Origin of the sequence: Empedobacter sp. UBA5036 (genome assembly GCF_002415215.1) — a bacterium.
Lineage (GTDB): Bacteria > Bacteroidota > Bacteroidia > Flavobacteriales > Weeksellaceae > Empedobacter > Empedobacter falsenii_B.
In genome coordinates, this window is record NZ_DICC01000032.1 from 23015 (window position 1) to 49399 (window position 26385).

Genomic DNA, 26385 nt, shown 5'->3' on the forward strand with positions numbered 1-26385 from the left:
GCTTTTTTGTTATTCATATAATTTCGTAGCAAAATCCTTCATCGGATTTCTAACTTTTTTCATTGGCGCTAGCCAATCTTCACTGTCTCTGTATCCCAAAGGAAGCATTAAAACGCTTCGCATTCCTTTTTCTTTCAAATCAAGCAAATCATCCAATTCAGCATTATCAAAACCTTCCATTGGCGTACTATCAATTTTCAATTCTGCTGCTTGAGCAAGAGCAAAACCTAATCCAATGTATGCTTGACGAGCTGTATGTGCAAAATTTTCTTCAGAAGTTTGAGGCAAATAAATTCCTTTCAATTTATCTGTATACGAACCAAAACGACCTCTTGGCAAATCTCTCTCATCCGTTGTATAATCGTAAATTGCATCAATACGATCTTCTGTATAACGATCCCAAGCTACAAAAACCAATAAATGCGAACAATCTACAATCGCTTGCTGATCATAGGCAATTGGAACAATTTTTTGTTGCAATTCTTTATTTTTAATAACTAAAATTCTGAACTGTTGCAAACCTGATGAAGTTGGTGCTAAACGAGCTGCTTCAACAATTTTTTTAACGTCTTCTTCTTCAACAATTAAAGACGGATCATATTTTTTTGTAGCGTAACGCCATTTCAAATCATCTATTAAAGACATAATTACTTATTTAAAATCTTTCTAAAAATACATCAAAAAAGTAATCGATCGACCAAAAAATATGCTAAAATTTATGTTATTTATCTTGTTTCCATTCCAAAAAATAACTTCCAGTTGCATTCGTAGAATTCCAACGAACTTGATAATCACCTTTTGCTAAATCAACTGTAAAATTTTCTTCTTTCGAATTTGTAAGTTGACGATTAAACACTACTTCATTATTTTGATCTACAATTTCAAAAATCATTTCGCCTTCTAATTTAATATTCGAATGAAAATTAGCAGTTAAACTTTTCGAAACATTTAGCTTGATATAACTCGTTCCAGAAGCATCTTCAAACTTCGCTTTTGTCCAATTATCACCATTCGAATTCGACCATTTCGAATCCCCCACTCCTTTGTCAAAAAAAGTTCCTTGCGATTTGATATTTGGATTATCCACTTTTCTATAAAAATTATTCGAATCAACATCTGCATTAACTTTTACTGTAATACATGATTGTAACGAAATCATTGCGATAATAAGTGCTATTTTTTTCATATTAGTTTCTCTTTTACTAAATAGATGCAGCATTTTGAAAAAAGTTACAGCAAACAAATATTTTTAAATCATTTTTGATATGCGTAACTTTCGCAAAATATTCTGATGAACGATACTACAGCTCAATTTTTGCAAGAAAACTTTACTCAAAAAGCAATTGAAAGTTTAACTCAACTTTCAGGAGGAGGTTCAGCTCGAGTATATTCGAGATTTTTTGATCAAAATCAGTCGTATATTTTGGCTGAAAGCTCTAATATTGAAGAAAATAAAGTATTTATTCAGTTCTCTTTAGATTTAAAAAAAGTCATCAATAATATTCCAGAAATTGTTTCAGTTTCAGAAGATTTTGCAACCTATGTTCAAACAGATTTAGGAGACGAAACACTGATGAATATTGTCTTGAATGATTTCGAAAAAGCAAAACCTTATTATTTTAAGACATTAGAAAAATTAGCAATTGCTCAAATTCAAGGTGCAACTAAAATCGATTTTAATCATACTTTTTCGTATCCAAAATTAGATAAAACATTAATTTTAAGAGATTTATTTCAGTTTAATTTTTACTTTTTAGATGTCTTAGGAATTGATTACAATGCAGGAAAATTAATCAAAGATTTTGATCGTTTTGCGTCTCAATTTGATAAACTTTCGCCACAAGGTTTTGTGTTCAGAGATTTCCAAACGCGCAACATTATGATTCATCAAAACGAACCTTATTTTATCGATTATCAAGGCGGTTTATATGGACCTGTTGTCTATGATTTGGTTTCGTTAATTTGGCAAGCAAAAGCCAATTTACCATTTGAATTTAAAAAAGAATTATACGAATTTTATTACCAAGAATTAACCAAACAAATTCCAACTTTAGTTCCAATAGATTTTCGTCAATCGTACGAATATTGTGTAGTTGCTCGACTTTTACAAGTTTTAGGAACCTATGGTTTGAGAGGAATTATTGAACGTAAAAAACACTTTTTAGAAAGTATTTCATTTGGGCTTAAAAACTTAGAATCAATAATCGATTATCCTATATTACAAAATTATCCAGAATTAAAACATATTATAAAAATCCTTGTTCTTCCAGAAACGTTAGAACGCATAAATCATAAAATAAATGGCTAAATTAAACATCAACGTTCGTAGTTTTTCGTATAAAAAAGGAATTCCAACCGATCCAACTGGAAATGGTGGTGGTTTCGTTTTTGATTGTCGTGGAATTCTAAATCCAGGTCGAATTCAGGCATATAAAACACAAACAGGGCGCGACGAAGAGGTTAAAAAATACTTGAAAACAGAAACTAAAATTGCAGTTTTTTTAGAAGGTGTTTTTCAAATTATTGACATTTCGATCGAAGATTATTTGCAACGAGGTTTCGAGAATTTAGAAATTAATTTTGGTTGCACAGGCGGACAACATCGATCAGTTTATTCTGCTGATGCGACTGCAAAACATATTCAAGAGAAATTTCCAGAAGCGCAAGTTACGTTACATCATATTGTGCAAGAAGAAAAAAATTGGATAAACGAGGCGTATTAATATGAAAGCAATGATTTTTGCAGCGGGTCTTGGGACTCGTTTAAAACCATTTACTGACAACCATCCCAAAGCTTTAGCAGTTGTAAATGGAAAACCTCTTTTGCAACGAAATATAGAATATTTGAAATCTTTCGGAATTAATGAAATCGTGATTAACGTGCATCATTTTGCAGATCAAATCATTGAGTTTTTAGAAGATAATAATTATTTCGGAATTGAAATTACTATTTCAGATGAAACAGATCAAGTTCTTGAAACTGGTGGTGGTTTGGTTAAAGCAAAAGCTAATTTCGAGGAAGATTTTTTGGTGATGAATGTGGACATTTTAACAGATCTAAATCTTGCTAATTTTATCAAAGCACATCAAGAAAACAAAGCGTTAGTAACGTTAGCAGTTTCTGATCGAAATTCATCTCGTAAACTATTTTTCAATGAACAAAATGAATTAAAAGGTTGGCGAAATCTGAAAACAGAAGAAGAAATAAAAGCTGTAGATTCTTTAGACAATTGCAAAGATTTAGCTTTTAGTGGAATTCATGTTATTTCTCCTACTCTATTTGATAAAATTACAGAGAAAGGTAAATTTTCTATCATGAAAGTTTATATGGACTTGATGAAAACTGAATCTATCATTGGTTTTGATCATTCTGGCGGAATTTTAATCGACGTAGGTCGACCAGAAAGCGTGTTAGAAGCAGAACAATATTTTAAATAGAAAACAAAAAACTCAATTCAATGGATTGAGTTTTTTTATGCAAAAAGTTTACATATCTTAGATAGAATGAAATACATTAATTATTTTATCTATTTAACTATTGTTGTAGTGATAATTCTCGCTTCAATACTTTACTTTTCTTTCAAAAATAAAGTTGGAAAGATTCTGCAAAAATAAATTACAATAAAAGCTTAGTTTTGATTAAGAAAGGATTCAAAGATACTTATCCTTATGACGAACGTTTTTTAGAAATTTATGATACAGAAATTCAGGATAAATTGAAGGAATTGTAAAAGTAATTGCTCAAAAAAAATATCCATTTTTTTTAATTTCTAGACTTCGCTTGAAATAATATTTTCTGAATTTATTTTTAAAAATCAATAAAACTCGCCATCTACATAAAACCATTTGCCATTCTCTTGCACAAACCTAGAAAGTTCATCATGTTCGTAGATTTCACCTTGTTTGTCTTGGTAATAAGCTCTAAATCGAACTTTATTATCTTTAGCAAAAACAATTTCTAACTTTAACCATTTATTCGATTTTGCCCAATCTTCGATATCACTAAAATCATTATCTTTTTGCGTAGAAGAATGTGTTGTATCAACTAAATATTCAGGCAAAACCATTGCAAAAGCAGCGTAACGAGAACGCATCAACTCTTCGGGAGTTTTTGGCAATTCAATATTCAAATGAAAAGGTTCGCAACAAGTTGCATATACTTTTCCAGAACAACAAGGACAATTCATTTTATTCTTTATTTTTTGCAAAGATACTGTTTACTTGTCTTTGTGGTAATGATAATGATCCTGAATCACCACTTGAATAAAATCAATATTTCCTAAACCATCACTTTTCACCTCCATTATTTCCTCCAGTTTTCGCGTTAATTTTAATAAAATATCATAATTATTATTGTTTAATGCAGACGTAAAATTTTCTTTTACAATATTAATATCACGATCAGACAGGCGATAAACTTCGGGAAAACGAATTTTATAGGTTTCAGAAACTTCAGCGAAAATAGTTTGTGATAAAGCTAATTTCGGATTCAAATCAATCAAACATGTATTCGCAACAATATCACCTAAACGTTGACCATTTTTATTTATAATCATCGTTATCAACGCGATAAGTCCAGTAAATAAAAACAATTCGACACTTCCAATTACCCAACGCAAGAAATAATCAAAATTATTGGCACGATTTCCGTCCATTCGTATTACACGAATTTTCATAATCCATTTTCCAATTGTTTGCCCTTTCATTAAAATCTCGAGAACCAACGGATAAAGTAAAAATATAAAACCTATTATACTATAAATTCCCATACGAAACCATTCGTCTCTATTCGGAATAAACTCAGAGAAATAATACATACCGTAGACTAATATGATTCGGATAATCATATCGATGATATACGCAAGCAAACGTTTTCCAAGTGGTGCAATATTATAAGCAATTTGCACGTTTTGAGGTGTATTGACTAAAAGTTTATTCATATATTTGGTTCACTAACAACTACTCTACAATGAGAGAAGCGCATTTTATTGATAAAAATAAGTCTAAATGGTCTGATATTGAACATAATTTGAAAAATAAAATTGATGTTCATCCAGATATTTTAGCAAAAAACTACATCGAAATTACAAATGATTTGGCGTTTGCTCAAACTTATTACCCAAAAAGTAAGACAAAAGATTATTTGAACGAGTTAGCTTTATTTGCGCATCAGTCAATTTACAAAGATCAACGAACTTCTGGGAATCAATTTGTGCAATTTTTCAAAGAAGATGTGCCAAATGTAGTCTACAAAAATCACAAAATGTTGTTGTATTCATTCTTAATTTTTGCCTTAGCGGTTTTAATTGGCGTTTTATCATCGCATTTCGATCCAGATTTTACACGATTAATTTTAGGAAATCAATATGTAGACGAAACGTTAATGAACATCAAAAAAGGTGATCCTGCAGCAATTTACAAATCAGGAAGTCAGACTGGCTCTACATTAGCTATAACCATCAACAATATTCGTGTTGCTTTTTTTGCTTTTACATTAGGATTATTTTTCAGTATTGGATCAGGATATATTCTATTTTCGAACGGAATTATGTTAGGTGCATTTCATTATATGTTTTTCAAAGAAGGCGTTTTGGGAAAGGCAATGTCAGCAATTTGGATGCATGGAACAATCGAAATTTCGGTGATTATTATTGCTGGAGCTTGCGGATTAATGCTTGGAAATGGCTTTATGTTTCCAAAAACTTTATCGCGAAAAAAATCACTCACAATCAAAGCAAAAGAAGCGGTAATGATTTTATTAAGCACTGTTCCAATGTTTATTATAGCTGGATTTATCGAAGGTTTTATTACGCGTTTATATGATGTTAATATTGTATTGAGTTTATTGGTAATAATCCTTTCATTAATCTTAATTATTTGGTATTACATCATTTATCCGATTCAAAAAAATAGACAAAAAACTTTTTCGTTCAATCAAACTTTAGAATCGAATGAAACAATTTAGACTATTTTTTACATTTACATTATTATTAATTCAATTCGTTGTTTTTGCACAAGAAAAAACAGCAGAATTTAAAGCATTCAAAGAAAAATATGCTGGAAAAGAATTTGATTATAATGATGTTCCAAAACCTAAAAAAGAATTCGAACCTGGCTTTTTCTCAAAAATAATCGAAGGTATTTTTAGATTTCTCTCTTATTTACCTTGGGAAATCATTTTCTATTTTGTAATTGGATTATTCTTAATTTTTCTTGCCACACGTATTTACAAAAATGGTGGAATTCTTAAACGAAATTCGAAAAAATTATATGACGAATCTGATTTTGATTTTATCGAAGAAAATTTAGCCGAAGTTAATTTGAATTCATTAATCAATAAAGCAGAAACAGAACAAAATTTTGCTTTAGCAATTCGTTATTTGCATTATCAAAATCTACAAAATTTAGATAAAAAAGGTTGGATTGAATGGGATCCGAAGAAAACAAATCAACAATTTATCAATCAAATAAAAGACGAAAAATCAAAGATTTTATTCAATCAAAATACTAAAATTTTCAATCAAGTTTGGTTTGGAGAATTTAAAATTGATGAAAATAAATACCACGAATTCAAGACAAATTTCAATCAGTTTAACCAATATTTAGCCTCATGAAAAAGAAATTAGGTATTCTATTAGGCGCTATTTTATTGATCGGAATTTTTATATTTTCTTTCTCAAAACTTCGTTATAAGCTTCCTAAATCATGGAATGTAAGCCTTTATCAAAATAGTAAAGATCCGTACGGATTATTTATTATGCACGAAGAACTTGGGAAGTTATCTAATGGGAAAATGAAAGATTTGGAAAAACTTTCTGAATTAAAAATTGATCCTAAAAAAGCAAAAGATTATGCAGTTGTTGTGCTCGGTTCTGAAATTTATTTTGATACAGTTTCTAAAAATTTATTGAGCAAAATTGCCGAAAATGGTGGAATTGTGATGATTGCAGATTATTATGACAATTTTGGTGATGACACAAATGGAAAAGAAGATATTAACGAAGAAACGTATTCTACAGATACGCCAACAACTGATTCTACGGAATCTGAAGAGAATATCTTGTACAATCAGACAATAAATATTAATGATAATTTTGAACTTAGAACAAATAAATTGTTCAAAATAAAGAAGAAAAAAGAAATCGAACATCACTATTTTAGCGATATCACAAATGATTCTGAAATTTTTGGAACAATTACTTATAAAGATAAGGCTTACCCAAATTATTTAAAAATCAAACCAAAAAATTATAAAGGTTATTATTTATATCACGCAGAACCGCTTTATTTTACCAATTATTATTTGTTAAATGAGGACAGTTATTTCTATGCTAAATCAGTTTTAGAACCACTGAAAGGGAAAACTATTTTTTGGTACAATACCTCGAAAACTTATGCAGGAAGTTCATCAATGATGCGTTTCATAATGAGCGAACCAGCTCTAAAAGCTGCTTGGATTACGTTATTGGTTTTACTTTTCTTCTTTTTAATTTTTAGAAGCAAACGCGAACAACGCATCATTCCAATTTATACCAAAGAAGAAAATCATACCGTCGAATTTGCTAAGACAATTTCCTCTTTATACCAAGAAAATGGCGAAGTAAAAGACATTGTTTCAAAGAAAATCGATTATTTTTTATACAAATTGAGAAAAACATTTTTAATCGAAACAGACGATATTACAAACAAACAATTCATTGAAATTGTTGCACAAAAAGCAAATTTGAGCCAAGAAGAATGTCTTGAAAAATTCACGATTCTGAAAAATATTTATCAAAAAAATCAACCAAATGAACACGATTTGAAAATTGTGTATCAAATCATCGAAAACTATAAACAAAAAGCAAATATCTAATGAGCGAAAATACATATCAACCATTCGAAAATAGAGTCGATTTTTCGGATGTACAACATAAAATGCAAACTGTAAAAAATGAATTGAAAAAGGTAATTGTCGGACAAGATGATATTATCGATCAATTAATTTTGGCTTTGCTTTCTAACGGACATTCTCTGATAGAAGGTTTGCCTGGAGTTGCCAAAACAATGATGGCAAAATTGTTGGCAAAAACGATAGATTCTGGTTTTAGTAGAATTCAGTTTACGCCAGATTTAATGCCTTCTGATGTGATTGGAACGTCTATTTTAAATTCTAAAATCAATGAATTTGAGTTCAAAAAAGGACCAATTTTTTCGAATATTATTTTAATTGATGAGATTAACCGTTCGCCTGCAAAAACTCAAGCGGCTTTATTCGAATCGATGTCAGAAAAACAAGTGACGGTTGATGGAACAACTTATCCTTTACAAGCTCCTTTTCTAGTTTTTGCAACTCAAAATCCAATCGAGCAAGAAGGAACGTATCGCTTACCAGAAGCACAATTGGATCGTTTTATGTTTAAGATTTATGTCAAATATCCTTCGTTAGAAAGTGAAATTGAATTATTGAAAGAACAACAAGAACGCAAAAATATTGACAAAGAAACGTTGGTAGAAAAAGTAATTTCAGGAAATGAAATTATTGAGTTCCAAGATCGCATAAAATCAGTTTTCGTACACGAAGCGTTGATTACGTATATTGCGACAATTGTTCATCAAACCAGAATCGATCAAACCTTGTATATGGGTGCATCGCCACGTGCTTCTATCGCGATTTTAGATGCTGCAAAATCAAATGCAGCGTTGAATGGACGCGATTTTGTGATTCCAGAAGATATCAAGCAAATTGCGCATACAATTTTGGGACACCGCGTTGTGATGGTTCCTGAAAAAGAGATGGAAGGTTTTACAACACAACATATTATTCAGCAAATTATTGATCGCGTAGAAATTCCTCGTTAATGAAATTTTTCAGAAGCTTATTTCTTACCAATCGTTTTTTTTATGCGGGATTATTGATTGCATTTTGTTATGTAATCGCATTTTTTCTATCTTCTATTTACATCATTGCAAAGATTTTGACAGTTGTCTTTATCGTCAGTGTTATTGTCGAAATATTTTTGGTTTATATTCCTAAAACTTCCATTGAAGTTCTTCGAAATTATCCAGAACGACTTTCAAATGGTGATGAAAATGAATTGGAACTTTTCGTAACAAATCATTATCAATTCCCTCTAAATGTAAGGATTATAGAAGAGTTTCCTGTTCAATTACAATTAAGAGATTTTCAGTTTAGAAAACGATTTAAAAGTGATCAAAATACTAAATTTGATTTCAAAATTCGACCAACAGAACGAGGTTCGTATAAATTTGGATTAACAAATGTATTTATTTCTGTTTTTGGATTGATTGAGAAAAAGATCAAAATAAACGAACCAATTTCGATTGCATGTTATCCTTCTTATTTGCAATTAAAACAGTTTCAATTATATTCTACCGCTCAGTTACAAAATCAATTTGGAATGAAAAGGATTCGAAAAATTGGAACAAATACAGAATTTGAAAATATAAAAAATTATACGATTGGTGACGAATATCGTTTAATCAATTGGAAAGCAACGGCGAAAGCAAATCGATTGATGGTCAATCAATTTCAGGAAGAAAAATCTCAGCCTGTTTATTCGTTAATTGATTTGGGAAGAACGATGCGAATGCCTTTCGATGGTTTAAAATTGTTGGATTACTCGATCAATTCGAGTTTAGTTGTTGCAAATATTTCGCTTCAAAAAAATGAAAAAGCAGGTTTAATTACATTTAATAAAAGAATTCAAGATCATGTTGTTGCGGATAGAAAAAATCATCAAATGCAATTGATTTTAGAGAAATTATACAATGTACAAACTGATTTTTTGGAAAGTGATTTTGGGCAATTGTATGCCTATATCAAACGAAAATTAACGCAACGATCGCTTTTATTTATTTACACCAATTTTGAAACAATTGATGGTTTAGAACGTCAATTACCATATCTGAAATTGATTAAAAAATCACATGTTGTCGTTTTGATTCTTTTTAAAAATTCGGAATTGAAGAAATTAAATTATCAGAAAGCAAAAACTACAACTGATATTTATGATCAAACAATTGCCGAAAAGTTTAATTACGACAAAGAATTAATCATAAATCGTTTGCATCAATTTGGGATTTTAACCATTTATTGCGAACCACAAGAATTGTCTATTAACTTAATCAATAAATATTTAGAGATAAAAGCGCGAGGTTTATTTTAAAAAAAGATTTATTTAACCAATTATTTAGAAAAAAAAGCACAATTATTGCTTAAAGTTGGTCAATTTAATCTGAACAACCCATGAAAAAACTATTTCAGATCTTTTGTTTAATCTTAACAACAGGTCTTTTTGCGCAAACAAATTTTATCGAAAATAAAACACCTTCTACAAAGCGCGTAATCCTTTTGGACGCTGGACACGGAGGAACAGATACTGGCGTAAAAAAAGATGAATTTCAGGAAAAAGATATTGCGCTGAAAATTGCAGAAATTATTCAAGAAAAAAATCCTTTTACAGATGTTGACTTTGTATTATTGAGAAAAGGGGACGAACAAATTATCAATACAAGTCGTGCGAAAATGATTAATGAAATAAAACCTGATTTGGTTTTATCAATCCACGCAAATTATAATGTAAAAGATTCGAAAAAAGGAACAGAAATTCACCTTTCTCCATTGAATCCTACTTTCGAAGAATGTAAAATACTTGGCGAAAAAATTGGAAAAAGTATAAGTTCTTTAGGTTTTGAAAATTTAGGAATTGTTGAAACAAATTCGAAAATATTACGAGATTCACAAGTTCCAATTATTATGATTGAAATCGGTTATTTGACAAATGACGATGATCGAAAAATCTTAACAAACGAAAGTAATTACCCCAAAATAGCAGATAAAATTTTTGAAGCATTGAAGAATTAGACATAAAAAAATCTCAGAGTATTTTGCTCTGAGATTTTTTGTTTTTTCTCTATTTTCCATCCAATTCTTGTTCTTGATGAAAGGCAATTTGACCAAAATCATCTTGTATATTTTGATAATAAACTTTTGCTTGTAAATAATCTTTGAATCCATAACTTAACTCGAAATTATACACAAAAGCTGGTTGCATAAAAGGATTTCCTTCTGTGTAAGAAATAGGATTACTATACCATTTATTTGGATTTAATTCCCAAAAAGCTGGTCGTTGAATTCTTCGCCCAAAATTAAAATTGAACGAATGATCTTCTGTTGACTGATATTGAATATAAAACTTTGAAAAGCTCTTTTCATAAAAATCAATTAGCAGAAAAAATTGTACAATTTTTAGAAAATTATCAATCAATATAAAACGAAAAAAAGGACTTCAATTGAAGTCCTTTTCTATATTTATTTGCAAATTGTATTAATCACAATTTCCGTCTACATCACAAGAAGCACCATTTTGTGGTTGGTCCAAATGATCTTTTTCGTAAGCTTGTGTCAAAGCAGAAACGAAATACTCGACTGGTTGAGCACCAGAAAGTGCATATTTACGGTCAATTACGAAAAACGGAACGCCAGAAACACCAATATTACGCGCATCTAAAATATCCGAAGCAACTTCAAAAACATTTGCATCAGAATTTAGCATTTCAAGAACTTCGGTTTTGTTCAAACCAATTTCTTCTCCCAATTCAGCCAAAAGTTCATAATCAGCTACATTTTTACCTTCTGTAAAATACGCTTTAAAAAGTCTTTCTTCTGCTTCCGAACCTTTTCCATTCGCTTGCGCAAAATGAATCAATCGGTGAGCATCACCCGTATTGACAACTTTAGAATTTTGTTGTTGAAAATCAATTCCAACAACTTTTCCCATTTCAGCCAATTGATTATTCATTGCCGAAACTTGTTCTTCCGAAATTCCTTTTGTTTTGATTAAATAATCATTGACAGAAGTAATTTCAGTTTTTGATAAATCAGGATTTAACTGAAAACTTTTCCATTCAACCTGTATTTTATCTTGATAAGGAATTTGCGTTAAAGCTTGTTCAAAATGTTTTTTTCCGATATAACAGAACGGACACATTACATCCGACCAGATTTCAATTTTCATTATAGAAATTTTTGGTGTAAAAGTTTGTAAAAATACGCTTTTTATTTGAATGGATTCGGTTATTTTTCGGTTAATTTTATCTTGAAAAATTATTAACAAAATCTTGAAAAATAATCGTGCTAAATTGAGTTTTAAATTTGTTTAAGACAAGGTTTAAATTACCTTTGCAGTGAACCAAGAAAAGATGATTAGTTTCATTTTTATTCCAAATCAAATAACGAACAAACAATATGTCAACACACGTAGTAGTCGGTCTTCAATGGGGTGACGAGGGAAAAGGAAAAATTACAGATGTATTAGCCGAAAAATCGGATTATGTTGTACGCTACCAAGGTGGTAACAACGCTGGTCATACGGTATATGTAGGCGATGATAAATTTGTCTTACACTTATTACCTTCTGGAGTTTTACAATGCAAAGGAAAATGTATTATTGCGAATGGTGTCGTAGTAAATCCTGAAGCTTTTTTTGCAGAAACTGAACAATTAGAAGCAAAAGGTTTATCTACAGATCACGTTTTTATCTCGAGAAGAGCGCATATCATCATGCCTTATCACATTTTGTTAGACGAATATCGTGAAGAATTTGCAGGAAAAGATAGTCAAATTGGTACAACAAAACGCGGAATTGGTCCTTGTTATGAGGATAAAGTAGCGCGCGTTGGTATTCGTGCAATTGATTTATTAAATCCTGAAGTTTTAGCAGAAAAAATCAAAGAAAATTTAGTGGTTAAAAATGCTTTATTCGAAAAATTATTCAATAAAGAACCATTAAAATTCGAAGACATTTACGAAAAATATTTAGCTTATGGTGAGCGTTTGAAAGAACGTATCTTAGATTCTGAGTTAGAAATTAACCACGCAATTGACGAAGGTAAAAATGTATTATTCGAAGGTGCTCAAGCATTAATGTTAGACATCGATTTTGGTACATATCCATTCGTTACATCATCTTCTCCAACAACAGGTGGAGTTTGTGTTGGTGCTGGAGTTCCTCCTACAAAATTGAAAAATTTGATTGGAGTTTCGAAAGCATATTGTACACGCGTTGGTAACGGTCCTTTCCCAACAGAATTGGACAACGAATTAGGAGAACAAATTCGTCAAGTTGGTCACGAATTCGGAGCGTCGACAGGTCGTCCACGCCGCACAGGTTGGTTAGATTTAGTTGCATTGAAACACGCTTGTATGATTAATGGAATTACACATTTAGTGATTACTAAATTAGATGTAATGTCGAATATTGATACAGTAAAAGTTTGTACAGGTTACAAAACAGAAGATAGAAAAATCATTGATTATTTTACTTCTTCTACAACTAAATTAGCTGATTACGAAGCACAATACGACGAATTACCAGGATGGAAAGAAGATATTACGAACGTAAAATCTTTTGATGAGTTACCGAAGACAGCGCAAGACTACATCCACTATATTGAGAAATACTTAGGAATCGAAGTTTATTTAGTTTCGGTTGGACCAGAGCGTTCTCAAAACATTATTAGAACAACTTTATTTTAATAAATTAAATAGTATAGCCTGACTTTTTTGTTGGGCTATAACTTTATGAGATATTTTTATGAACGAAATTTTAGAACGATTAAAACAATTGAATTTAGGTATAGATTCTATCGTCCCAATAAAAGGTGGTGATATTAACGATGCTTTTCGATTAGAATCGTTTGATAAAAAATATTTTTTAAAGGTAAATTCCGCAAACAACTTTCCTCATCTTTTCAAGAAAGAAGCACGTGCTTTAGAAGCCATCAAAAAGACCAAAACATTTTCGGTTCCGAAAGTGGTAAATGTTGGCGAAGCTGGAAAAGATTTTCAATATTTATTATTAGAATGGATGGAAACCTCTACTCCAACTGTTGTAAATTGGGAAAACTTAGGAAAAAATTTAGCAAAACTTCATCAAAATACAAGTAAACAATTTGGTTGGTCAGAAGATAATTACATTGCAATTGTCGTTCAGCCAAATAGTTTAACAGATTCTTGGAGCGAATTTTATGCAAAAAATCGCATCATACCAATGATGAAACTACTGCAAAACAAACAATTAATCAATTCAAAACAAATAAAATCTGCAGAGAATTTATGTAAACAATTGAATTCGATATTTCCAGAAGAAAAGCCAGCTTTATTGCATGGAGATTTTTGGAACGGAAATATTTTAGCCAACAAAAAAGGTGAATTCTCGGTTATAGATCCTGCAATTTATTATGGTCATCGCGAAATGGATTTGGCTATTGCAAAGCTTTTTGGAGGATTTGATGATGTATTTTTTGATGCTTATCACGAAAATAATCCTTTAGCACCAAATTTCGAAGAGCGTTTACCGATTGCACAATTATTTCCATTGCTGATACACGCTTACCTTTTCGAAGGTTATTATGTGAAAGATGTGCAAACCATTTTGAAAAAATTTTAAAAAACAAAACAAACAAATACAATGAACAAGTATCAAAATCCTTTAGAATCGAGATATTGTAGCGACGAAATGCTATATATCTTTTCTCCTGAGAAAAAATTTACAACATGGAGACAGCTATGGATTGCTTTGGCAGAAATTGAAAAGGAACTTGGATTAGATATTACAGACGAACAAATTCAAGAGTTAAAAGATAACGCAACAAATATTGATTATGATGTTGCTGCGGCTTACGAAAAGAAATTTCGTCATGATGTAATGGCTCACGTGCACACGTACGGAGATGTTGCACCAAGCGCAAAAGCGATTATTCACTTAGGTGCAACTTCAGCTTTTGTTGGCGATAACACAGATTTGATTCAGATTCGTGATGGATTTCAACATGTAAAAGGACAATTAATCAATGTGATTGATGGTTTAGCGAAATTTGCGCGTCAATACAAAGATTTACCAACTTTAGGATTTACACATTTCCAACCAGCGCAATTAACAACAGTTGGAAAACGTGCAACACTTTGGTTACAATCTGTTTTATTAGATTTAGAAGAATTAGAATTCAGAATAGATACTTTACGTTTTCGTGGTGTAAAAGGAACAACTGGTACAGCCGCATCTTTCAAAGAGTTATTTGATGGCGATTACCAAAAAGTAAAAACATTAGACAAAAAATTATCTGAACGTTTCGGATTCAAAAATGTTTTTGCAGTTTCAGGACAAACTTACGATCGTAAAATTGATGCTCAAGCATTAGAATTATTATCAAACATTGCTCAATCTGCACATAAATTCACAAACGACTTACGTTTATTACAAAATTTAAAAGAGATTGAAGAACCTTTCGAGAAAAATCAAATTGGATCTTCTGCAATGGCATATAAACGTAACCCAATGCGTTCTGAGCGTATCGCTTCTTTAGCGAAATACGTAATGTCTTTAGCAACTTCTCCAGCAATGGTTGCATCTACGCAATGGTTCGAAAGAACGTTAGATGATTCTGCCAACAAACGTTTAGCGGTTCCTCAAGCTTTCTTAGCGATTGATGCAATTTTAATCATTTGGAACAATATTTTAGATGGTTTAGTCGTTTATCCTAAAATCATCGAGAAGCATATCGCGGAAGAATTACCATTTATGGCAACCGAATATATCATTATGGAAGGTGTTAAAAATGGTGGAGATCGTCAAGAATTACACGAAATTATTCGTACACACTCTATGGAAGCTGCAAAACAAGTGAAAATGGAAGGAAAATCTAACGATTTAATTGAGCGTATTATTGCTGATGATAATGTGAAGATTGATAAAGAAAAATTAGTCGAATTATTAGATCCGAAAAACTTTACAGGATTTGCTTCTGAACAAACAGAAGAATTCTTAAAAGATTTGGTTGATCCAATTATCGAAGAAAATAAAGCACTTTTAGGCGCTCATACAGACCTTAAAGTGTAAACACGCTTAAGACAAACACATGAAACAAAAAAAGACTTCCGAATTGGAAGTCTTTTTTTAATTTTAACCTTTAATCAATTATAATCAATGAAAAAATTCTTTCTGTTTTTTGCTCTTATTTGTTCTTTTCAACTATTTGGACAAATCAAATATATCACAAATAAAGAATTTACTATACAAGGAAAAGCCTTTGATAATGCGCCTTTTTATCATAGAATCGATACCAACAAATACGCAAATCTTCCCGAAAAAGTAAAAGGTTTATTTACTGCTCCCGCTGGATTATATGTTACATTCAAATCAAATACGTCGCAAATAAAACTAGATTGGACAACTCGTTCTACTTATCTGGGTGCGAATACAACTGGAATCATGGCGCGTGGATTGGATTTGTATATCAAAGAAAATGGAAAGTGGATTTTTGCAGGTGCGGCTTTACCAAATCAGCAAAATATCAAAAGTGAATATGATATTATCAAGAATTTACCTAAGACAGAAAAAGAATTCATGCTTTATTTACCACTTTGGAACGAAATTACAGACTTAAAAATAGGAATTGATGCTTCTGCTAATTTTATCAATCAACCGATTGTATATAAAAAGAAAATCGTGGTTTATGGTTCAAGCATTGTACAAGGTGCATCAGCAAGTCGTCCTGGAATGAATTATCCATCAATTTTAACACGAAAAACAGGTTATGAATTCATTAATCTTGGTTTGAGTGGAAATGCAAAAATTGAAATTGAATTAGCTGAAATGATCAAAGATATTCAAGGGGTTGATTTGTTTATCTTGGATTGTGTTCCGAATAGTTCGCCCGAAGAAATCAAAAGTAGAACAATTCCGTTCGTCAAATTACTCCGAAAATATCATCCAAAGACGCCAATCTTGATGGTAGAAAGCTTGATTCGACCAATGAGTAAATTTGATTTAACTGCTCACGAAGATATGACAAGACAAAATCAAACCTATCGCGCACAATACGATGCGTTGATAAAAGATGGTATAAAAGATTTGTATTTATTGAAAGGTGATAATTTAATCGGTTCGGATAACGAAGGATCTACAGACGGAATTCATCCAAATGATTTAGGTTTTAGCAGATTATCAGAAGCTATTGAGAAAAAAGTAAATGAAATTTTGAGTAAGAAATAGATTATTTTCAAAAAATAATTTTAAAATGTAATCAATAAAAATCTTAACTTAATCACTAATTATTAAACAATTACAACTAACCTATGAGATTAACTATTACCATCCTTATTCTATTTTTTTATTCATGTAAAAAGATGAATAATAATTCAGTTAATATTGTTCAAAATACAAATACTGAAAATCCTAAACCTGATAATAATCAAAATGAAGTCATGAAAACAGATGACATTCTTTTTAATGGAAAACTTAAACGATTTTTTACCAAAAAAGATTTTGAAAACGTTTTTGGTAAAGCTGATAGTATAATGTTGATGTCAGAAGAAGCTCCTTGTTCTTATATTTTCGAAAATAAAGATGGAACCAAAAACATGGATGATAAATACTATTATAAAGATGGCTCTCGTTTTGAAAATTCTAAAAATGAATTTGCAGTTGATGAATTCAGATTCTCAAAGAATAATTACATCTTATACAAAGGAAAAAAATTATCATCACAAACAACTATTACAGAACTTAAAAAATTGTTTCCAAATGCAATGAATGATATTGGGACAATAGATGTTTATAATGAAGGTAAGTTACAAGTAATTCAATTAAGAGAAGATGAGCATAATATTTCTGATGGACATATCAAAATATTCATTAAAAATGGAAAATTATACAATATGCATTGGTGGTTTCCTTGTTAAAATATTGAGTATAATAGCTGACGAAAAATTAATTACCTTTAAATAATAACTAATATTTTATACCAACTTTTCTCAAAATAAAACCCAACAACCAAATTGGTCCGACCAACAAAAATTGTAAATCTTTGAGAAAACTTGGCTTCTTCCCTTCTATTTTGTGTCCGACAAATTGTAAAATCCACGTGATAATAAATACCACCAAATAAACTATCCAAGATTTTGTACCGAATTGAAGATTGCACAACGAAATAAAATATTCCATAATCAACATTAGAAAAATCATGATTAGACCAACGACAACCGATAATCTAAAATAAAAGATTGAAGCAATCATCAATGCAATGATTGAAGCTATACTGATATAACCAAAACTTGGAATATAAAAATGCGGTGTTGGAATGTAGGAAATAAAACCAAGAATCGTCCAAAAGATGAGCGGAACACAAATCCAATGAATGGTTTTATTTGTCCCATTTTGATGACTTTCTCCATATTCACTAAAAAGTTGTTCTATTTTTCTCATTTTGGATGATTTTATATTAAATATAGGTTGAATTTGGATAAATTATAAAAAAATATTTTACTAAACTTCAATTATTTTCACCGCAAAAAACGATTATACGAGAAAGCCAACATATAGATGTTGGCTTTCTCGTATACTTTGGAGCAACGACTCGTGAAAAGAAACACGAAGTGTTGATCTATATTATAAAAATTTTAAGCTTGCATGACAAAAATTGCGGGACGTTTGTGAAAATCATACTTTTCATTTTTCCACTCTTTGATCGATAATGTGCGGATATCTTCGTCCTCTAATGTAATGTGGCACGCGACACAAATCTTGGTTTCGGCACGAAGAATTTTCGTTAAATCGTCTACCATTTGATTGTTGCGATACGGCGTTTCCATAAAAATTTGAGCAATTCCGGTTTTCGCACTTTCAGCTTCCAAATGCGCCAATTTCTTTTTACGTTCCGTTTTATCGATTGGTAAATAACCGTGAAAAGCAAAGTTTTGACCATTCATTCCAGAAGCCATTAACGCCAACAAAATAGACGATGGACCAACCAAAGGGACAACCTGAATGCGTTTCTGTTGCGCAACTTTTACCAATTGTGCTCCTGGATCTGCAACCGCAGGCAAACCAGCTTCGGAAATAATTCCGATTGTTTTGTTTTGATCCAATAATTTGATCAAATCTAACATTTCTTCTGGCTCTGTATCTTTGTTTAGAATGTAAATATCTAAATCGGCTTGAACTTTTTCGGGGCAAACTTGTTTGATAAATTTACGTGCAGATTTTTCATTTTCTACCACAAACGTATCAATTGCTCGAATAACGTCAAGATTGTATAAAGGCAATACTCTACTGTGTTCGCTTTCACCTAAAAGTGAAGGGATCAAATAAACTTTAGCCGTTTTCATTGTATAATTTTAAAGATTGTATTTTTTGATGATTCCGTCTGTGGCTTCATCTAATAATTGATAAACATGCTCGAAAGCATCTTCACCATCGTAGTAAGGATCAGGCACATTTTGCGTTTGCCCTATTCCATCTTTCAAGATCAATTTGATTTTGCTTTGCTCCTCTTCGTTTCGAGCTAATTGTTGCAAATCGATTAAATTCTGTTCATCCATTGCAAAGATTAAATCAAACTCATCGAAAAAAACTGGATTGAAATGCATCGCACGTTGATCAGAAATATCAACACCATGTTTTTTAGCAACCGCAACCGAGCGTCTATCTGGTTGTTCACCAACATGCCAATCGCCTGTGCCAGCAGAATCTACCAAATGATTGTCGCCAACCTTTGTTTGTAAAATTCCTTCTGCCAACGGAGAACGACAAATATTACCTAAACAAACCATCAAAATTTTCATTGAAAAAGTATTTATAGATTAATCTGCAATTTTACGTGAAATATCTTCGATATAACCACGGAATTGCTTATCCGTTTCTTGTAAATTTTTCACTGTTTTACAAGCGTGTAAAACTGTTGCGTGATCACGTTTACCGATTTGCGTACCAATACTTGCCAAAGACGCTTTTGTATATTGTTTTGCAAAATACATTGCTAATTGACGCGCTTGTACCACATCACGTTTACGTGTTTTAGACTGAATATCTTCAATCTTCACTTTAAAGTATTCACAAACTGTTTTCTGAATGTAATCAATCGAGATTTCTTTGCGAGCTGTTTGTACTAATTTTGATAACGTACGTGCTGTTAAATCTAACGTAATTTCACGTTTATTCAACGTTGCTTGCGCAATGATTGAGTTTAATGAACCTTCTAATTCACGCACATTCGTATCAATATTTTGTGCGATATAATCCATTACTTCATCAGGAAATTCGATACCATCGTTTTCTAATTTTTGTTTCAAAATTGAAAGACGTGTATTATAATCAGGATTTTGTAAATCGGCTGATAATCCCCATTTGAAACGAGAAATCAAACGATCTTCCATATCTTGAATATCTGCTGGAGATTTATCCGAAGTCAAAATAATCTGATTTCCTCTTTGATGTAAATGGTTAAATATATGGAAGAAAACTTCTTGCGTTTTTGCTTTTCCAGATAAAAACTGAATATCATCCATTATCAAAACGTCAATCATTTGATAAAAGTGAATGAAATCATTTTGATTATTATTTTTTACAGCTTCGATAAATTGTTGTGTAAATTTCTCAGTCGAAACATACAAAACAGTTTTCTCTGGATGTAAATCTTTTACTTCTAAACCTATCGCATGCACCAAGTGTGTTTTCCCTAATCCTACTCCACCATAAATGAATAGTGGATTGAACGAAGTTCCTCCTGGACGTTTGGCAATCGCACGACCAGCCGCACGAGCTAATCGGTTTGATTCTCCTTCGATAAAATTATTGAATGTATAATTATGATTTAATTGCGAATCAATTTTTAATTTTTGCAATCCTGGAATAACGAAAGGATTCATCATTTTACCAGCTTGCAAATTAATTGGCGCTTCTACCTCTTGTGGGCGAGGTTTTTCTTTGTTCGAACTTGGAATACGTACCGTAAATGGTTCACGTCCTTGCGACTTTTGATCCATCAAAATACTGTATACCAATTTTGCGTCAGAACCTAATTCTTTTTGTAAGGCACTTTTTAAAATTTTGATATAATGCTCCTCTAACCATTCGTAAAAAAATTTACTTGGTACTTGTATTGTTAAAACATTATTATTTAGTTTGCCCGGACGTATCGGTACAAACCAAGTATTGAAGGCATCTTCCGCAATGTTGTCTTTTATAAAAGACAAGCATTTTTCCCACACAGAATTTGCAGTTATCGTCATAATATTGTCCAAAAGTGCTTAAGTTTTAATGTAAATTATTGAAAGTCAATGTTAAATTTTCATCAACCCTTCTCTACAAAATTGTGAACAAATTTTGAATAAAAAAAATGATTTAGGTATTGATATATTAAAAAATACTTTGTATAATTCAAAAATATCAATAAGTAGTTTTAGATAAAATAAAAGTACTGCAAAGATAATCTTTTCGGACATATTTTGGCTTATAAAACTAATAATTCATATTTTTGTATCACTATGGAAATTACACAAGAAAAAATTGACTTTGCAATTATCAAAGTAGAAAATCATTTAAATGATTTGGGCATCAAAAATAATTTTTCTCTTTTACGAATTGAACAAGGTGAAGAAGAAAATGTAAGGACTTTTTATTATGAAATAGCAAATCCTACTTTCAAAACGATTATTCAAATTCAATACGATTTCTTAAAAGAAGAGCAAAAAGATTCTTCGCAAACTTCTTTTAGTTGGATGGATTACAAAAAAATTACTGAATAGACTTTTTCATTTTTTATATAATTAATGATAAAGTCTTTTTTTTGTTCTCTACTTTTGAAGATTAAAATGATGTTTTAGAAAATTATGGAGAAGATAGAACAAACCGAACAATTAAATGTTTTTCGCACCAAAACTCGTATTCTGTATAAACACACCGATCAAATGAAAGTGGTTTATTACGGAAACTATCCTGAGTTTTATGAAATTGGTCGTGTAGAATTGATGCGTGAGCGTGGTTTTCCTTATGCCGAATTGGAAGCAATGGGAATTCAGATGCCAATTATTGAAATGCATACAAAATATATTGGTAGCGCTTTGTACGATGAATTAATCGAAATTGAAACAACAGTTCATGAGCGTGACAAAGGTGTTCGCATTCGATTTGATTACAATATATATAATGAAGTGGGAAAAATAATTAATCAAGGATACACTATTTTATGTTGTATTGATGCCGAAACTCGTCGTCCTGTTCGTATTCCAGAACGTATTTGGACAAGTTTAGGTTTATAATATTATTTAGAATCATTAATTATTCGTTAAAACAAATTCTTGCAAATGATTTCTCATTAAATTTGTTCCTTAACAAAACATGATTAAAAACGAATGTCAACACTTCAAGAAAAAATCAATCAAACGATTGTAGACGTTATCGATTTTCCAAAAGAAGGAATTGTCTACAAAGACATTACTCCATTGTTCTTAAATTCTGAACTTTCGAATGAAATTGTAGACGCTTTTGTAGAAAAAGCAAAAGGTAAAGTGGATATTGTTTGTGGAATTGAAAGCCGTGGATTTTTGTACGGAATTCAGATTGCACAAAAATTAAAAGTTCCTTTTGTATTAATTCGTAAAGCTGGTAAATTACCTCCTCCAACAATTAGTCAATCTTATGATTTGGAATATGGACAAGCAACTATCGAAGTAAATTCGAATTACATCAAAGATGGCGCGCGAGTTCTAATTCACGACGATGTTTTAGCAACTGGTGGAACTGCCGAAGCTTGTGCTAAATTAGTAGAAAAATGTGGTGGAAAAACAACACAGTTTTCTTTTATTGTTGATTTGACTTTCTTAAACGGAAAAGATAAATTAACCTCTTTTACAACTGATATTGTTACTTTAACAGAATATTAAACTAAAAACTCCGCTCAAAATTTTGAGCGGAGTTTTTTTTATTTTTTAGGCGCTAGAATCACTTCTGGCGCTCTTTCATTCCCAATATCCAACAAAGCTTTTATATTCGCTAAAATTTCTCTAAAACTCTGTTTACCTTCCGTTTTATAAGGTCCGCTATCCGCATTATATCCAATACAATCCAATCCGAAAACTTTTCCTAAGAAAAGCGCTCTTTTGAGATGATAAGATTGAGAAATTAAAATCACTTTATCAAATTGATAAATATTTTTGGTTCTGTAGATTGTGCTATATGTATCCAAACCTGCTCCATCTAGATAAGTATCTTCAATTTTGACACCTCTATCCAACAAGTATTTTTCCATCACATCAATTTCATTAAAATCTTCGTGAAGTTTTTCTCCAGAAAGTAAAATCACATCCACTTGATCTTCCTTATAAAGTCGAATTGCAGCATCCAAACGATCTTTTAGAAAACGCGTTGGTTGTCCATTAGCTTGCACTTTTGCACCAAAAACAACTGCCACACGATAATTTGACGGAATATTTCCTTGATAATTGTAAATGTAATACGAAGTAAAAACTTGAATAATCAATGCAACGATCAAAGTAAAAACCGCTATTAATCCAACGACAAACATACTTTTACGCATTACAAATCTTCCTATTTTGACAAGTTTACTCAACTATCTTTTGTTTTAAAAAATTTTAACATTCAAAAGTCTATAAGTTTAGTGATATTTAAAAATTATAAATGTGAAAATTATTTTAAATTTTTCATCGTAATTTTAGAAAATGAATGAGATTGAGTTAAGAACAGTTACCGTTGAACGCTATTTGCAACCTTTACGCGAAGGAGGTTCTTTGCCTGCACTAGCTGATGCAGATGACGGTTTTAAATATGTTTTAAAATTTAAAGGTGCTGGTCATGGTCCTCGCATGTTGATTTCCGAATTGTTAGGAGGAGAAATTGCACGTGTTTTAGGATTTAAAGTTCCTGAATTAGTTTTTGCAAATTTGGACGAATATTTTGGTCAATCCGAAGCTGATGAAGAAATTCAGGATTTGTTAAAATTTAGCGAAGGAACTAATTTGGCTTTGCATTATTTATCTGGTGCAATCAATTATGATCCTGCTGTAATGAAAATTGATGATAAATTATCTTCTCAAATTGTTTGGTTAGATGCTTTTTTGACGAATGTTGATCGTACTTTTCGCAATACAAATATGTTAATGTGGCACAAAGAATTGTGGTTGATTGATCATGGTGCTTCCTATTATTTTCATCATTCGTGGGACAATTGGGAAAAAGCAGCTCTTGCTCCCTTTACGCCAATTAAAGACCATGTTCTATTGAAAAATGCTACAAAACTTGAAGAAGCTGATGCAGAATTTAAAGTGATTTTGAATGATGAAATCATTGATAAAATTGTCGATTTGATTCCTGATGAATGGTTAGAAACAGAAGTTACACATGCTACTCACGAAGAAATGAGAACGGTTTACAAAACATTTATCAAAACACGATTACAACATTCCGAACTTTTTATAAACGAAGCGAATAATGCCAGAAAAAATCTTATATGAGTATGCAATTCTTCGTTTGGTTCCTAAAGTTGAACGCGAAGAATTTATCAATGTTGGAGTAATTTTATTTTCGAAAAAAGAAGATTATTTGAAAGTAAAATATTTTATTAATGATAGTAGAATCAATGCTTTTTGCCACGAATTAGATCTTGATTTTATTGACAGTAATTTGAATGCTTTGTCTAAAATTGCCGAAGGAATTCATCCCGAATCTGCTGTATCTAATTTCGAAACCCCTGAACGTTTTCGTTGGTTAACAGCTGTCAGAAGTTCGTCTATCCAAAGTTCTCGTCCGCATCCTGGTAAAACAACAAACCTTGATAAAACCTTGGATCAATTATATAAAGAACATGTTTTATAAAAGTTAAACGCTTAAAAACGAATGTTTTAAAAATATTTTCTTAAATTTGGTCATACATTAATTTTAAATTATTTATCGCCATGAGTACATTAAGAAACAAAGTTCAGCTAATTGGGAATGTTGGTAGCAATCCTGATGTTAAAACATTAGAAAACGAAAAGAAGTTTACAAAATTTAGTCTAGCAACGAACGAAAGCTACACAAATAGCAAAGGTGAGAAAGTTCAGCAAACGACGTGGCACAATTTAGTTGCTTACGGACCAATTGTAAATGTGATCGAAAAACATGTAGAAAAAGGGAAGCAACTTGCTATAGAAGGCAAATTGACTTACCGAGATTATCAAGATAAAGATGGTCAACAAAAAACGATTACAGAAATTATAATTGATGAAATTGTACTTCTTTAGCGTTTAAAATAAAAGGGAAACAGTGATGTTTCCCTTTTATTATTTTATAAGATTCCAAAATAAATTTGGAATATGAATTATCCTAACATTCGAATCGCGGTTTTTAGACCTTCAATAAATGTATCTATTTCTTCTTTTGTATTATAAACAGCGAATGAAGCTCGTACCGTTCCCGGAATATTGAAATGCTGCATAATTGGTTGTGCACAATGATGACCAGTACGAACAGCAATTCCTTTTTTATCCAAAATCATTCCGACATCAGATGAATGAACGCCGTCAAATTTTAAGTTGAAAGAAACTGCGCCAGAATGTTCTGCATCTTTTGCATAAATCTCCACTTCATCAAATTCTGATAGACGTTGAATTGTATAATCTACCAATTCTTTTTCGTAATCGTGAATCGTTTGCATTCCAATAGAATTGATAAAATCTACCGCAGCTCCAAGTCCGATAATTCCTGCAATATCTGGTGTACCAGCTTCGAATTTGAAAGGTAAACAAGCGTATGTTGAAACCTCCATTGTTACATCTTTTATCATCTCTCCTCCTCCGTGGAAAGGTGGTAATTCATTCAAAATATCTTCTTTTCCATACAAAATACCGATTCCAGTTGGACCGTACATTTTATGACCAGAAAAAACCAAGAAATCACAATCCATTGCTTGAACATCAATTGCAGTATGTGGAGCAGATTGTGCCGCATCAATCAAAACCCAAGCACCTTTTGCATGCGCTTTTTCGATAATTGTTTTGATCGGATTTACAACACCTAATGCATTTGAAACTTGATTAACACAAACTAATTTGGTTTTATCTGTCAATAAATCATCCAACTTCTCAATATCCAAAATACCTTCTGCAGTTAACGGAATATATTTTAGTTTAGCACCAGTTCGCTGACACAACAATTGCCAAGGAACGATATTAGAATGATGCTCGATTTCGGTAATAATAATTTCATCATCGGCTGATAAAACATTACGAAGTGAATTAGAAACTAAATTAATTCCTTCCGTCGTTCCACGCGTAAAAATAATTTCGTAATCGTGTTTCGCATTGATAAATTTCTGAATCTTACGACGCGATTCTTCCATCAAATCTGTTGCTTCTTGACTTAATGTATGAATTCCACGATGTACATTTGCATTGTACTTTTCGTAATATTCGTCTAAAACATCTAAAACAACTTTCGGTTTTTGAGAAGTTGCACCATTATCTAAATAAACCAATGGATTTCCGTTGACTTCTCTATTTAAAATTGGAAATTGACTTCTTATTTGTTGAATATCTATTGACATTTT

The 26385-nt window shown here is 31.3% G+C and carries 32 protein-coding genes; 20 read left to right on the top strand and 12 right to left on the bottom strand.

The genetic code is table 11. The features are described 5' to 3' along the window. Positions 1–9: 9 nt before the first annotated feature. On the bottom strand, positions 10–645 hold the full coding sequence (locus tag B4J88_RS05830) for an NAD(P)H-dependent oxidoreductase (RefSeq protein WP_114999737.1): 636 nt from the start codon (positions 643–645) through the stop codon (positions 10–12). Positions 646–721: 76 nt separating this feature from the next. Then, a complete protein-coding gene (locus B4J88_RS05835) occupies positions 722–1186 on the bottom strand; it encodes a hypothetical protein (RefSeq protein WP_147279970.1) in 465 nt (154 codons plus the stop codon). A 105-nt stretch (positions 1187–1291) separates the two neighbouring features. On the opposite strand from B4J88_RS05835, the gene B4J88_RS05840 reads away from it, so the two are divergent. From B4J88_RS05840 to B4J88_RS05850, 3 genes are read left to right on the top strand one after another with little or no spacing between them, the layout of a single operon-like run. After that, a complete protein-coding gene (locus B4J88_RS05840; protein WP_219034690.1) occupies positions 1292–2308 on the top strand; it encodes an aminoglycoside phosphotransferase family protein in 1017 nt (338 codons plus the stop codon). After that, positions 2301–2723 (top strand): RapZ C-terminal domain-containing protein, encoded by a 423-nt coding sequence (locus B4J88_RS05845; protein WP_219034689.1) that lies wholly within the window; start codon positions 2301–2303, stop codon positions 2721–2723. Before B4J88_RS05840 ends, B4J88_RS05845 begins: the two co-directional genes overlap by 8 nt. 1 nt (position 2724) lies before the next feature. Next, positions 2725–3438, top strand: coding sequence for a nucleotidyltransferase family protein (locus B4J88_RS05850; RefSeq protein WP_291066793.1), 714 nt, complete (start codon positions 2725–2727; stop codon positions 3436–3438). Between the two features lie 377 nt (positions 3439–3815). Here B4J88_RS05850 and B4J88_RS05855 read toward each other — a convergent pair whose 3' ends face one another. Both B4J88_RS05855 and B4J88_RS05860 read right to left on the bottom strand, forming a co-directional pair. Next, complete coding sequence (locus tag B4J88_RS05855) at positions 3816–4187, bottom strand: YchJ family protein (RefSeq protein WP_219034687.1); 372 nt, start codon at positions 4185–4187, stop codon at positions 3816–3818. Between the two features lie 30 nt (positions 4188–4217). After that, on the bottom strand, positions 4218–4940 hold the full coding sequence (locus B4J88_RS05860; protein WP_219034686.1) for an RDD family protein: 723 nt from the start codon (positions 4938–4940) through the stop codon (positions 4218–4220). A 29-nt stretch (positions 4941–4969) separates the two neighbouring features. On the opposite strand from B4J88_RS05860, the gene B4J88_RS05865 reads away from it, so the two are divergent. From B4J88_RS05865 to B4J88_RS05890, 6 genes are all read left to right on the top strand, one after another. Continuing rightward, positions 4970–5965 (top strand): stage II sporulation protein M, encoded by a 996-nt coding sequence (locus B4J88_RS05865; protein ID WP_219034685.1) that lies wholly within the window; start codon positions 4970–4972, stop codon positions 5963–5965. Further along, positions 5952–6614, top strand: coding sequence for a hypothetical protein (locus B4J88_RS05870; RefSeq protein WP_280036848.1), 663 nt, complete (start codon positions 5952–5954; stop codon positions 6612–6614). Before B4J88_RS05865 ends, B4J88_RS05870 begins: the two co-directional genes overlap by 14 nt. Next, positions 6611–7855: a hypothetical protein gene (locus tag B4J88_RS05875; RefSeq protein WP_286495855.1), complete on the top strand. Its 1245-nt coding sequence runs from the start codon at positions 6611–6613 to the stop codon at positions 7853–7855. The genes B4J88_RS05870 and B4J88_RS05875 overlap by 4 nt, the downstream gene beginning before the upstream one ends. Further along, positions 7855–8841, top strand: a complete 987-nt coding sequence (locus B4J88_RS05880) for an AAA family ATPase (protein WP_291066795.1) — start codon at positions 7855–7857, stop codon at positions 8839–8841. Before B4J88_RS05875 ends, B4J88_RS05880 begins: the two co-directional genes overlap by 1 nt. Then, the gene (locus tag B4J88_RS05885; protein WP_291066797.1) at positions 8841–10169 is read left to right on the top strand and encodes a DUF58 domain-containing protein; all 1329 of its coding nucleotides are present in this window, start codon (positions 8841–8843) and stop codon (positions 10167–10169) included. The genes B4J88_RS05880 and B4J88_RS05885 overlap by 1 nt, the downstream gene beginning before the upstream one ends. Positions 10170–10249: 80 nt before the next feature. Beyond that, on the top strand, positions 10250–10867 hold the full coding sequence (locus tag B4J88_RS05890) for an N-acetylmuramoyl-L-alanine amidase family protein (RefSeq protein ID WP_291066799.1): 618 nt from the start codon (positions 10250–10252) through the stop codon (positions 10865–10867). 49 nt (positions 10868–10916) lie between these two features. Here the strand turns inward: B4J88_RS05890 and B4J88_RS05895 are convergent, their stop codons facing one another. Together B4J88_RS05895 and B4J88_RS05900 are read right to left on the bottom strand one after the other, a co-directional pair. Beyond that, positions 10917–11270, bottom strand: coding sequence for a TonB-dependent receptor domain-containing protein (locus B4J88_RS05895; RefSeq protein ID WP_185144102.1), 354 nt, complete (start codon positions 11268–11270; stop codon positions 10917–10919). 60 nt (positions 11271–11330) lie between these two features. Then, positions 11331–12020, bottom strand: coding sequence for a DsbA family oxidoreductase (locus tag B4J88_RS05900; RefSeq protein WP_291066801.1), 690 nt, complete (start codon positions 12018–12020; stop codon positions 11331–11333). 230 nt (positions 12021–12250) lie between these two features. On the opposite strand from B4J88_RS05900, the gene B4J88_RS05905 reads away from it, so the two are divergent. From B4J88_RS05905 to B4J88_RS05925, 5 genes are all read left to right on the top strand, one after another. Next, on the top strand, positions 12251–13540 hold the full coding sequence (locus B4J88_RS05905; RefSeq protein ID WP_291066803.1) for an adenylosuccinate synthase: 1290 nt from the start codon (positions 12251–12253) through the stop codon (positions 13538–13540). Positions 13541–13598: 58 nt separating this feature from the next. Next, complete coding sequence (locus B4J88_RS05910) at positions 13599–14453, top strand: fructosamine kinase family protein (protein WP_114999887.1); 855 nt, start codon at positions 13599–13601, stop codon at positions 14451–14453. A 21-nt stretch (positions 14454–14474) separates the two neighbouring features. Beyond that, entirely contained in the window at positions 14475–15902 is a 1428-nt protein-coding gene (purB, locus tag B4J88_RS05915; RefSeq protein WP_038333596.1) for an adenylosuccinate lyase, read from the top strand. A gap of 87 nt (positions 15903–15989) precedes the next feature. Beyond that, positions 15990–17057 carry an SGNH/GDSL hydrolase family protein gene (locus tag B4J88_RS05920; protein WP_291066806.1) on the top strand — a complete coding sequence of 356 codons (1068 nt, stop codon included), beginning with the start codon at positions 15990–15992 and terminating at the stop codon, positions 17055–17057. 134 nt (positions 17058–17191) lie between these two features. Further along, on the top strand, positions 17192–17746 hold the full coding sequence (locus tag B4J88_RS05925; RefSeq protein ID WP_180906286.1) for a hypothetical protein: 555 nt from the start codon (positions 17192–17194) through the stop codon (positions 17744–17746). Positions 17747–17795: 49 nt separating this feature from the next. Here B4J88_RS05925 and B4J88_RS05930 read toward each other — a convergent pair whose 3' ends face one another. The 4 genes from B4J88_RS05930 to dnaA form a co-directional block, all read right to left on the bottom strand. After that, positions 17796–18269, bottom strand: coding sequence for a DUF962 domain-containing protein (locus B4J88_RS05930; protein ID WP_291066809.1), 474 nt, complete (start codon positions 18267–18269; stop codon positions 17796–17798). Between the two features lie 194 nt (positions 18270–18463). Continuing rightward, entirely contained in the window at positions 18464–19171 is a 708-nt protein-coding gene (locus B4J88_RS05935; protein WP_286501802.1) for an SAM-dependent methyltransferase, read from the bottom strand. A 9-nt stretch (positions 19172–19180) separates the two neighbouring features. Beyond that, complete coding sequence (locus tag B4J88_RS05940) at positions 19181–19627, bottom strand: low molecular weight protein-tyrosine-phosphatase (RefSeq protein ID WP_291066813.1); 447 nt, start codon at positions 19625–19627, stop codon at positions 19181–19183. An 18-nt stretch (positions 19628–19645) separates the two neighbouring features. Beyond that, on the bottom strand, positions 19646–21073 hold the full coding sequence (gene dnaA / locus B4J88_RS05945; RefSeq protein ID WP_038333589.1) for a chromosomal replication initiator protein DnaA: 1428 nt from the start codon (positions 21071–21073) through the stop codon (positions 19646–19648). A gap of 255 nt (positions 21074–21328) precedes the next feature. Between dnaA and B4J88_RS05950 the strand changes: the two genes are divergently transcribed. The 3 genes from B4J88_RS05950 to B4J88_RS05960 all read left to right on the top strand — a co-directional run bounded on the left by B4J88_RS05950 (position 21329) and on the right by B4J88_RS05960 (position 22726). Next, entirely contained in the window at positions 21329–21589 is a 261-nt protein-coding gene (locus tag B4J88_RS05950) for a hypothetical protein (RefSeq protein ID WP_114999876.1), read from the top strand. Positions 21590–21673: 84 nt separating this feature from the next. Then, complete coding sequence (locus tag B4J88_RS05955; RefSeq protein ID WP_291066815.1) at positions 21674–22102, top strand: acyl-CoA thioesterase; 429 nt, start codon at positions 21674–21676, stop codon at positions 22100–22102. Positions 22103–22195: 93 nt separating this feature from the next. Further along, positions 22196–22726: an adenine phosphoribosyltransferase gene (locus B4J88_RS05960; protein ID WP_038333586.1), complete on the top strand. Its 531-nt coding sequence runs from the start codon at positions 22196–22198 to the stop codon at positions 22724–22726. A 38-nt stretch (positions 22727–22764) separates the two neighbouring features. On the opposite strand, the gene B4J88_RS05965 is transcribed toward B4J88_RS05960, so the two are convergent. Next, positions 22765–23412: a SanA/YdcF family protein gene (locus tag B4J88_RS05965; RefSeq protein WP_291066818.1), complete on the bottom strand. Its 648-nt coding sequence runs from the start codon at positions 23410–23412 to the stop codon at positions 22765–22767. A 109-nt stretch (positions 23413–23521) separates the two neighbouring features. On the opposite strand from B4J88_RS05965, the gene B4J88_RS05970 reads away from it, so the two are divergent. From B4J88_RS05970 to B4J88_RS05980, 3 genes are all read left to right on the top strand, one after another. Then, the gene (locus B4J88_RS05970; RefSeq protein ID WP_125349074.1) at positions 23522–24313 is read left to right on the top strand and encodes a HipA family kinase; all 792 of its coding nucleotides are present in this window, start codon (positions 23522–23524) and stop codon (positions 24311–24313) included. Beyond that, positions 24291–24674, top strand: coding sequence for a DUF3037 domain-containing protein (locus B4J88_RS05975; RefSeq protein WP_125349073.1), 384 nt, complete (start codon positions 24291–24293; stop codon positions 24672–24674). Before B4J88_RS05970 ends, B4J88_RS05975 begins: the two co-directional genes overlap by 23 nt. 80 nt (positions 24675–24754) lie before the next feature. Continuing rightward, positions 24755–25081: a single-stranded DNA-binding protein gene (locus tag B4J88_RS05980; RefSeq protein ID WP_125349072.1), complete on the top strand. Its 327-nt coding sequence runs from the start codon at positions 24755–24757 to the stop codon at positions 25079–25081. Positions 25082–25158: 77 nt separating this feature from the next. Here the strand turns inward: B4J88_RS05980 and B4J88_RS05985 are convergent, their stop codons facing one another. Beyond that, positions 25159–26382 (bottom strand): aminotransferase class V-fold PLP-dependent enzyme, encoded by a 1224-nt coding sequence (locus B4J88_RS05985; protein ID WP_291066820.1) that lies wholly within the window; start codon positions 26380–26382, stop codon positions 25159–25161. Positions 26383–26385: the final 3 nt, after the last annotated feature.

Coding starts and splice junctions, on each gene's coding strand:
- B4J88_RS05830 (WP_114999737.1), bottom strand. CDS start 645: ATGTCTTTAATAGATGATTTGAAATGGCGTTACGCTACAAAAAAATAT.
- B4J88_RS05835 (WP_147279970.1), bottom strand. CDS start 1,186: ATGAAAAAAATAGCACTTATTATCGCAATGATTTCGTTACAATCATGT.
- B4J88_RS05840 (WP_219034690.1), top strand. CDS start 1,292: ATGAACGATACTACAGCTCAATTTTTGCAAGAAAACTTTACTCAAAAA.
- B4J88_RS05845 (WP_219034689.1), top strand. CDS start 2,301: ATGGCTAAATTAAACATCAACGTTCGTAGTTTTTCGTATAAAAAAGGA.
- B4J88_RS05850 (WP_291066793.1), top strand. CDS start 2,725: ATGAAAGCAATGATTTTTGCAGCGGGTCTTGGGACTCGTTTAAAACCA.
- B4J88_RS05855 (WP_219034687.1), bottom strand. CDS start 4,187: ATGAATTGTCCTTGTTGTTCTGGAAAAGTATATGCAACTTGTTGCGAA.
- B4J88_RS05860 (WP_219034686.1), bottom strand. CDS start 4,940: ATGAATAAACTTTTAGTCAATACACCTCAAAACGTGCAAATTGCTTAT.
- B4J88_RS05865 (WP_219034685.1), top strand. CDS start 4,970: ATGAGAGAAGCGCATTTTATTGATAAAAATAAGTCTAAATGGTCTGAT.
- B4J88_RS05870 (WP_280036848.1), top strand. CDS start 5,952: ATGAAACAATTTAGACTATTTTTTACATTTACATTATTATTAATTCAA.
- B4J88_RS05875 (WP_286495855.1), top strand. CDS start 6,611: ATGAAAAAGAAATTAGGTATTCTATTAGGCGCTATTTTATTGATCGGA.
- B4J88_RS05880 (WP_291066795.1), top strand. CDS start 7,855: ATGAGCGAAAATACATATCAACCATTCGAAAATAGAGTCGATTTTTCG.
- B4J88_RS05885 (WP_291066797.1), top strand. CDS start 8,841: ATGAAATTTTTCAGAAGCTTATTTCTTACCAATCGTTTTTTTTATGCG.
- B4J88_RS05890 (WP_291066799.1), top strand. CDS start 10,250: ATGAAAAAACTATTTCAGATCTTTTGTTTAATCTTAACAACAGGTCTT.
- B4J88_RS05900 (WP_291066801.1), bottom strand. CDS start 12,020: ATGAAAATTGAAATCTGGTCGGATGTAATGTGTCCGTTCTGTTATATC.
- B4J88_RS05905 (WP_291066803.1), top strand. CDS start 12,251: ATGTCAACACACGTAGTAGTCGGTCTTCAATGGGGTGACGAGGGAAAA.
- B4J88_RS05910 (WP_114999887.1), top strand. CDS start 13,599: ATGAACGAAATTTTAGAACGATTAAAACAATTGAATTTAGGTATAGAT.
- purB (WP_038333596.1), top strand. CDS start 14,475: ATGAACAAGTATCAAAATCCTTTAGAATCGAGATATTGTAGCGACGAA.
- B4J88_RS05920 (WP_291066806.1), top strand. CDS start 15,990: ATGAAAAAATTCTTTCTGTTTTTTGCTCTTATTTGTTCTTTTCAACTA.
- B4J88_RS05925 (WP_180906286.1), top strand. CDS start 17,192: ATGAATAATAATTCAGTTAATATTGTTCAAAATACAAATACTGAAAAT.
- B4J88_RS05930 (WP_291066809.1), bottom strand. CDS start 18,269: ATGAGAAAAATAGAACAACTTTTTAGTGAATATGGAGAAAGTCATCAA.
- B4J88_RS05935 (WP_286501802.1), bottom strand. CDS start 19,171: ATGAAAACGGCTAAAGTTTATTTGATCCCTTCACTTTTAGGTGAAAGC.
- B4J88_RS05940 (WP_291066813.1), bottom strand. CDS start 19,627: ATGAAAATTTTGATGGTTTGTTTAGGTAATATTTGTCGTTCTCCGTTG.
- dnaA (WP_038333589.1), bottom strand. CDS start 21,073: ATGACGATAACTGCAAATTCTGTGTGGGAAAAATGCTTGTCTTTTATA.
- B4J88_RS05950 (WP_114999876.1), top strand. CDS start 21,329: ATGGAAATTACACAAGAAAAAATTGACTTTGCAATTATCAAAGTAGAA.
- B4J88_RS05955 (WP_291066815.1), top strand. CDS start 21,674: ATGGAGAAGATAGAACAAACCGAACAATTAAATGTTTTTCGCACCAAA.
- B4J88_RS05960 (WP_038333586.1), top strand. CDS start 22,196: ATGTCAACACTTCAAGAAAAAATCAATCAAACGATTGTAGACGTTATC.
- B4J88_RS05970 (WP_125349074.1), top strand. CDS start 23,522: ATGAATGAGATTGAGTTAAGAACAGTTACCGTTGAACGCTATTTGCAA.
- B4J88_RS05975 (WP_125349073.1), top strand. CDS start 24,291: ATGCCAGAAAAAATCTTATATGAGTATGCAATTCTTCGTTTGGTTCCT.
- B4J88_RS05980 (WP_125349072.1), top strand. CDS start 24,755: ATGAGTACATTAAGAAACAAAGTTCAGCTAATTGGGAATGTTGGTAGC.
- B4J88_RS05985 (WP_291066820.1), bottom strand. CDS start 26,382: ATGTCAATAGATATTCAACAAATAAGAAGTCAATTTCCAATTTTAAAT.